Here is a 7,846-nt window from a genome sequence, read left to right as displayed (position 1 = left end):
TGCTGCCAACAACCTGCTGCCTGCCGGCTACCAGCTGACTGTTCCACAAAAATAAGAACATGCTCCTGTCCTGTTCCGCAAAATGAAAATACGCTCCTGCCAGAGCCATTTCATATATAGCAGCTTTGCTGCATTAACGAAAGCAGTCTGATCAGACTGCTTTTTGTTATGTTATCCATTTTGCCGATTCAGTCGCATCAACTCGCAGCCCATTCATTCTTCTCCAGCTCGTTGTCGCAAAAGGTTGGAGATGTGTGCATTTCTTGCTTCCGGTTGTCTGTATTTCTTTGCTAGAATACAGATATATTATGATTCCATGACGTATGACTATGGAATGCAGGGAGATGAAGCGAATGGATCTGTTATCGGTTTTATCCTTTCTCGGTACAGCGGTACTGCTGACACTGCTGCCGGGACCGGACAACATGTTTGTACTGGCCCAGAGTATCGCCCATGGGAGAAAAGCCGGGATTGCTACTACTCTCGGTCTTTGTACCGGACTGCTCGTACATATTACCGCAGCTACACTCGGCATATCGGCGCTTATTTACCAATCGGCACTGGCTTTTAATATCGTCAAATATGCAGGTGCCGCCTATCTGCTCTATCTCGCCTGGAAATCGTTCCAGTCACGGAATGAGGAACTGCTCATAGATAGCGGACAGCTGCCTGCTCTTCATTTCGGTACTTTATACCGCCGCGGCATTGTCATGAGTTCCCTGAATCCCAAAGTATCGCTGTTTTTCCTCGCGCTGCTGCCGCCTTTTGTTAATCAGCAGGCAGGATATGTACCGCTGCAGATGCTGGTACTGGGCTTTGTTTTTATGATTCAGGCACTGATCCTGTTCACGATAGTAAGCGTATGTGCAGACCACGTGCGCAAATGGCTAATCAAGAAGCCTCGCATTTCCCGCAAAATCAATATGATGCAGGGTGCCATCTTTGCACTGATCGGACTGAAGGTCGCTTTTAGCAGCCGTTAATACAGATGGAATGTGCAGGCACAGGAGGAAGTACATGTACAGACTCTCAGAAAAACAAGCACAGGATATCGTCGACAAAATGATGCTCGATATTCCGTACAACATCAATATTATGAATGAACAGGGCGTTATTATCGGCAGCGGCAGCACTCATCGGATCGGTACGATTCATCCCGGTGCGGTCGAAGCACTCGCTACCGGTCAGCGTATAGAGGTCTGGCAGGACGGTCGCTTGGAGCAAAAAGGGACCAACGAGCCCATCGTGATCGATGGGCAGTATATCGGTGTGATCGGCATTACTGGAGCGCCTGATGAAGTGCGGCCATTCTGCAATCTGGTGCGAACGACCGTATCGCTGCTGATCGAGCAGCGCAGTCGACTCGAGAGCCTCGCTCATGAAGCCAGTCGCAAAAAGGCTTTTCTGGATACGCTGCTGGAATATCGCGGCTCTTCCTATCCGCAAAAGCTGCGCCGGGAAGCTTCGGTGTACCAGCTGGATCTGCTGCTGCAGACGGCTGTGCTGTATATCCATGGATTGCAGCTGAATGAGCACACCGGCAGATTGCTGCTGCTGTTTCCTTCTTTTCGGATACATGAACAACAAGGCTCCTTTGTCGTTATGATACAGAACCAGGAGGAACTGCTGCCGATTATGCAGCGCTTTTTGCAGGATCAGCCGGAGGCTTTTATCGCAGCCGGACGACTGGACAGCAGCATTGCCAACAGCTATCTACAGGCTCGTGATACGATGCAGATACTGCTCGCTTTGCGTCTGCCTTTGCGAACAGCCTGTTATGATGATGTTCAGTTTCTGGTACGGTTCAGCCAGGCTCCGCTGTCGCCGCTGTCCAATGCCGCTGCCAGGCTGGAAGATACCGCTGATCTGCTGGATACACTGCGGAGCTTTATTTTCCATAATGGCAGTATTCATGATACGGCTCTTGATCTGAATATTCATCGTAATACCCTGCAGTATCGGCTAAAGCGAATCCATACGCTTACCGGCAAAGACCCGCGCCATCTGCTGGAACTGATCGAGCTGACTCATGGACTACTGTCCATGCACTTCTGATTCAGTACGTGGAACACCTATCAAAGGCATACCGATCGGCAATCAGCAGACATTGTATATCATCTGCTTCCAGATCAGCGAAAAAGACCTATCTCCTCTCCTGCCTTGCGTCTGGAACGCTGGAGAAAGTATAGGTCTTTTTGTGGTTGGTTCGATACTGAATGCAGCGTTGTCCTGGAATCTCTACAGGATGATCATCTCTATGGGCAGACGACTAATCCTGCAAATGAAGCAATCGTGCTATATTCTCCATCGTACGCTCTACATTGTACGGTCCCTGCTCCAGCAGCTCTTCCAGGACTGCCGCTTTTGGCACAATACCAAAAATCGCATTGATCCCTTCATCGTACAATGTCTCGATTCCTTCGCCCATATAGCCGGTCACGGCGATAACCGGTTTGCCTGCTGCTTTGGCAGCAGCGGCGACGCCATGCGGGGTTTTGCCGAATTTGGTCTGAAAATCCATTCCGCCTTCTCCGGTAAATACAATATCCGCTTCGCTCAGCTTCTCCCGGAGTCCTGTGTATTCAATCACGATCTCGATCCCCCGGCGCAGTGTAGCCCGTGTAAAAGTCAGCAGACCTGCACCCAGTCCGCCGGCTGCGCCTGCGCCGGGAATATGGCGTACTTCCCTATCCAGCTGTGATGAGATGATATCTGCATAATGCTCCAGTGCCGCGTCCAGCTCCTGCACCATGTCCGGTGTAGCGCCTTTTTGCGGTCCAAATACGGCAGAGGCTCCCTGCTTGCCGCACAGCGGATTGGTTACATCGCAGGCGACGATCATCTCCACCTGCTGCAGCCGGGCATCCAGCTGTTCAGTATCTATTCGCGCCAGACGACTCAACGCACCACCACCAGGTGGCAGCTCCTGTCCCTGTTCATCGAGCAGCCGCGCACCAAGCGCCTGCGCCATGCCGGCTCCTCCATCATTGGTAGCACTGCCACCAATTCCGATAATCAGCTTGCGAATCCCCTGATCGAGACAGGCACGGATCAGCTCGCCGGTACCATAGGTGGTAGTCAGCAGCGGATTGCGCTGTTCCCTGCTCACCAGCTGAATGCCACTTGCTGAAGCCATTTCGATCGCTGCTGTCGTTCCATCGCCAAGAATACCGTACTGCGCCAATACCGGCTGACCAAGCGGACCCGTCACTTCCAGCTGGCGCATCTGTCCGCCGGAAGCATCCACCAGCGATTGTACAGTGCCCTCACCGCCGTCTGCCATCGGTACATGAATATACTGTGCCGCCGGATAGACCCGGCGCAGCCCCTTTTCCATCGCCACGCAGACTTCCTTGGCTGTCATGCTTTCCTTGAATGAATCCGGTGCCAGTACAAATGTCTTCTCTCTCATCTCTCCACCCCGTTCGAAAATAGTAGATTACAGCAGGAATCCATACATAATCGTCGCCACAATAGTCATCGTACCGCCAACCATGACTTCGTACGGAACAACACCCATCCGCTGTTTGATGCTCATCTTCATGCTGTCTGCTGTCACATGGAAATAATTGCCCTGCGGCAGGGAATCAATCACGGTCGCTCCGGTATGTACCATAACGGCGGCAGCCAGCGGAGCCGTACCCATATTCAGAATCGCCTCGCCAAAGGAACCCGTCGCCAGAATAACACCGGTCGATGTAGAAGCGGTCGCCGCTGCCATCAGAATACCGGAGATCGGAGCGAGGAACGTACCCGAGATTCCGGATGCTTCGATCAGTGCTACTACCTGTACCGACAGATCGGATGCCGAGATCAGACCGGCAATACCACCTGCTCCGATCAGAATCAATACGGTAGCTGTCATTTTATTCAGTCCTGCTGTCGTGTATTTTACGATATTCTTCGCCTGCCCCATCGCCAGCATTCCGATAATACCGGCAATCGGCAGAATATACATCGCATCTACCTTAAAGGTCGAGAGGAAGCCAATTCCCGTAATGGAGCCGATCGGATTGATCATCAGCAGAATAACGGCGACCAGCGGAGCGACAATGGCTTTGCCAAGCGGTGGATAATGCGAAGTATCCGTATCGCCGTTATCCGCTTCCTGATCGGTTACCATCACGCCTTTATTTTTGAGCATGGAAGCGAGTAATACGGCTACTATCAGTCCGCATACCGCAGGAACGAATCCCGCCAGCATCACATGGCTCAGTTCCAGATTGAATCCCCGCGCCGCTGCGATTGTATTCGGATTGGGAGAAATGATATTGCCTGCCTTGCCACCGCCGGATAAAGCAACCAGCAGCGCCAGCTTGGACACACCCATCTTGTTACCGACCGACAGGGCGATAGGTGCCACGATCAACACAGCGACCGGGATAAATACGCCGACCGCTGTAATAATCATCGTCGCCAGCGCCAATGCCAGTATTGCTTTGCTGCCTCCGAATTTGCGGACAATCGACTGGGCAATCGTCTCGGCAGCTCCCGATTCCATCATGACTCCAGCCAGCACACCGGCTGCCAGTACCCGCAGCACCGTTCCCATTACACTTTGGGTACCGCTTACAAGAACATCTACAGTCTGTACCAGATTCGCTCCGCCCAGCAGCGCACCTACGATCGCACCGAGAAACAATGCGTAGACCGGATTTAATTTACGTAAAATCAAAACAATCGCCAGCGCCAGTCCTGCCAGCGCACCGATCCAGCTAATCACTAATCCATCCATACCGTGCATCCCCCTGCCAACTATTTGAACACGCTTTCATTATAGGGAGAGAAAGCGCTTAAAGATATTGATAGAAGGACGAAATTCATTGTGCAAATGAACAACCGGTATTACCCCTATTTGAATTGATATGCAAACCCGCTTACAATTATAAAGTACAGGTCAATCCGTGATCGACCTGCAACCAACAAACGATACGAACATGAAGCGACGAATAGAATGAATTTGAATAGATGGAGGATGCCTTCAGGTTCGAATGTTTGACTATTTACAATACAGGACAATCCCAATGTTCCCTATGTAACAGTTACGAATGACATTTGACCCGAAATGGAGTGATACTGATGAAAGAACAACAAGTGGAGATGATTCGCAAGATCCGCCAGCAGCAGTTTACACAGGTTGATGGAGGCACACTGACCCCACCGGGTACACCGGCAGCACAGCGCCATGAAATCCGGATTCCAACCTCCTATGGAGAAGCACGCACACATGTCTATGTTCCACTGCATGCAGCAAAACCTGCGCCAGTATTTATCAATCTGCATGGAGGCGGCTTTGTACTCGGCACGCCGGAGATGGATGATCCGTGGTGCGCCTACGTTGCCGAGCTGTCCGGCTGTATGGTGTTCAATGTGGAATATGTACTGGCACCGGAATATCCTTTCCCTGCTGCGGTCTATCAGTGCTATGAAGTCGCACAGTGGATCATGCAGCATGCCTCTGAATGGGACGGAGACGGCTCCAGACTCGCAATTGGTGGACACAGCGCCGGAGGCAATCTGTCAGCTGCCGTATGTCTGCTTAATCTGCAAAAAGGCAGCGAGCTGCCGATCGCCTATCAGATTCTCGACTATCCACCGCTTGATCTGGATACCGATCCGGCAGACAAGCCTTCTTTTGAGGAAGCAATTCCGGTAGATATGGCTCGCATGTTCAATGCGATGTATTTTGACAATGCCACTGATGCTCGTAACCCACTGGCTTCACCTGTACTCGCTTCCTCTTCGGAACTGACCGGACTGCCGCCTACACTCATTATTACGGCGGGCCGCGATTCTCTTGCCGCAGAGGCAGCCCGGTATGCAGAGATGCTACGTGAGTCCGGCGTACCGGTCACTTATCGCGATTACCCCGGCGAAGCTCACGGCTTTACTCATAACGGTACACCAGCCCATGCCGAAGAAGCCTGGCAGCTTATGGCTAAACAATTGAAGCAGACGTTTGCCCAAGCTTAATGCTTAACTATATCGATTAAATATAAGATCAGGATGCAGCTTCTTTCTTCACAGGAAAGGCAGCTGTATCCTTTTTGCTGTATATATACTTTTCGGATGATTGACACACTAGATGATCTTTACAATAGTAAGCACTCTATTCTCCAGGCAGCAATAATGCGAATGAACAAAAAAACCTACCCGTTATACGGGCAGGCGCTGCTGCAAAATCTCCATAATATGTGAAGTCTGTCCCTGATCGAACTCTTCCGGTGTCATAATATAAAATTTGTCTTTCGGTATATCGTTGAAATTAATAAATGTACTCACATACGGCGAGATCAGAATAAAGTCACTTCCCTGCTCCAACAGCTCATCCAGGAAAAGAAAGTCCTGGTCAATCTCCACGACATAATCCAGCTGATGCCTGCGAATCTCCTCGCTCAGATTCTCCTCCATTGTCCGGGAAAGAGATTTCTGGAAAAACCCTCCTTTGTCGTACTGATAAGACCTTGGAGTAGAACCCATAACTACAGCTTTGACGATCGTTATTTTCTTCATATGTATCATCTCCTTATTTAATATATAAACAGGCAGAATTTATACAACTCTATCATACATTTATTCCATTAATATACATATATCCATCCCATTTCTTGCACATTTCAATTCCAAAATATTTATTTTAATAAAACCAATTGACATACTTGGTTTTAACTTCTATATTAAATTTTAATATTATCAAGCCGTTTAAAGCATTAAAGCATTCACGTACAGGGGGAAAAGAAAATGAGAAGACGTCTGAAGTCCATAAGTTTGCTCTCCATTCTGCTTGTGTTCGCGGTGATACTGGGCGCATGCGGAAATAATTCGACAGGTAACAACGCATCCGGAAATGCTGATGCAGCCTCGGATCAGCCGCTCGCCGGTAAAAATATCGCTCTGATTATGCGTCTGAACAATGGTACATTCTCTGCCCAATACATAGACGGGGTCAAAAGCCAAGTCGCCAAATACGGTGGCAATGTGACCGTCATCTCCGCTGATAATGATCTCAGCAAAATGGCCTCTTCGCTCGATGCAGCTGTGAATCAGGGACAATTTGACGGTATCCTGATTGACCATGGTGATGCAGGAGCACTGACAGCAGGCGTGCAAAAGGCTGTCCAGGCCAACATCCCGGTCATTGCTTTTGACTCGGCACTGGATGGTATTCCGGGCGTCACCAGTCTTGCACAGAACGACCAGAAGATGGCCGAACTGACACTGGATCAACTCGCCAAGGACGCTGGCGGTAAAGGCAACATCGTCAAAATCTGGGTAGCCGGCTTCCCGCCGATGGAATCCCGTCAGATTTCCTACAAGACGTTCCAGGGCAAGTATCCGGATATTAAGGAAATTGCTGCTTTTGGTACAGCGGATAATGCACAGCTCGATGCACAGACCCAGATGGAAGCCATCCTCAAACAGTATCCCAACAAAGGCGATATTACTGCGGTATGGGCTTCATGGGATGAATTTGCCAAAGGCGCCTCCAATGCAATCAAACAGGCAGGTCGCAATGATATCAAAGTATACGGTATCGACCTCAGTGATGAAGATCTCAGCATGATTCAGGACCCATCCAGTCCATGGGTAGCCTCTGCAGCCGTTGATCCGACGACTATCGGCCGCGTACAGGTACGATATCTGTATCAGAAGTTTGGTGGCAACACATCCGATCAACGCGTCGAGCTGGAACCGGTCTATGTACAGCGCGATGATCTGCCCAAAGACAAAAAGGTAACTACGGCTGACCTCGGTGAGTATGTCAAAGGCTGGGGAGACAGCGACCAGGGTAATACCGACGAACTCAAAGCACTGGAGAAAGCAATCGCTGCCGGCAAATAACCAG

7 protein-coding genes are annotated in these 7,846 nt (G+C 50.2%); 4 read left to right on the top strand and 3 right to left on the bottom strand.

Annotated elements, in window-relative coordinates; genetic code table 11:
* Positions 1-353: 353 nt before the first annotated feature.
* The gene (locus H065_RS0112080; protein ID WP_017813326.1) at positions 354-983 is read left to right on the top strand and encodes a LysE family translocator; all 630 of its coding nucleotides are present in this window, start codon (positions 354-356) and stop codon (positions 981-983) included.
* 34 nt (positions 984-1,017) lie between these two features.
* On the top strand, positions 1,018-2,055 hold the full coding sequence (locus H065_RS0112075; protein WP_017813325.1) for a CdaR family transcriptional regulator: 1,038 nt from the start codon (positions 1,018-1,020) through the stop codon (positions 2,053-2,055).
* A gap of 214 nt (positions 2,056-2,269) precedes the next feature.
* Here H065_RS0112075 and H065_RS0112070 read toward each other — a convergent pair whose 3' ends face one another.
* On the bottom strand, positions 2,270-3,412 hold the full coding sequence (locus H065_RS0112070) for a glycerate kinase family protein (protein ID WP_017813324.1): 1,143 nt from the start codon (positions 3,410-3,412) through the stop codon (positions 2,270-2,272).
* 27 nt (positions 3,413-3,439) lie between these two features.
* Positions 3,440-4,735, bottom strand: coding sequence for a GntP family permease (locus tag H065_RS0112065; RefSeq protein ID WP_017813323.1), 1,296 nt, complete (start codon positions 4,733-4,735; stop codon positions 3,440-3,442).
* 344 nt (positions 4,736-5,079) lie between these two features.
* Between H065_RS0112065 and H065_RS0112060 the strand changes: the two genes are divergently transcribed.
* On the top strand, positions 5,080-5,973 hold the full coding sequence (locus H065_RS0112060) for an alpha/beta hydrolase (protein WP_017813322.1): 894 nt from the start codon (positions 5,080-5,082) through the stop codon (positions 5,971-5,973).
* 183 nt (positions 5,974-6,156) lie between these two features.
* On the opposite strand, the gene H065_RS0112055 is transcribed toward H065_RS0112060, so the two are convergent.
* Positions 6,157-6,513, bottom strand: a complete 357-nt coding sequence (locus H065_RS0112055) for a hypothetical protein (RefSeq protein ID WP_017813321.1) — start codon at positions 6,511-6,513, stop codon at positions 6,157-6,159.
* A 228-nt stretch (positions 6,514-6,741) separates the two neighbouring features.
* Here H065_RS0112055 and H065_RS0112050 point away from each other — a divergent pair, with 228 nt between their 5' ends.
* Complete coding sequence (locus H065_RS0112050; RefSeq protein ID WP_017813320.1) at positions 6,742-7,842, top strand: sugar ABC transporter substrate-binding protein; 1,101 nt, start codon at positions 6,742-6,744, stop codon at positions 7,840-7,842.
* The last annotated feature ends 4 nt before the right edge of the window (positions 7,843-7,846 follow it).

The sequence above is a fragment of the Paenibacillus shenyangensis genome (assembly GCF_000346635.1).
In the GTDB taxonomy this organism is placed as follows: Bacteria; Bacillota; Bacilli; order Paenibacillales; family Paenibacillaceae; genus Saccharibacillus; species Saccharibacillus dauci.
This window is presented reverse-complemented; position numbering and strand designations above follow the sequence as displayed.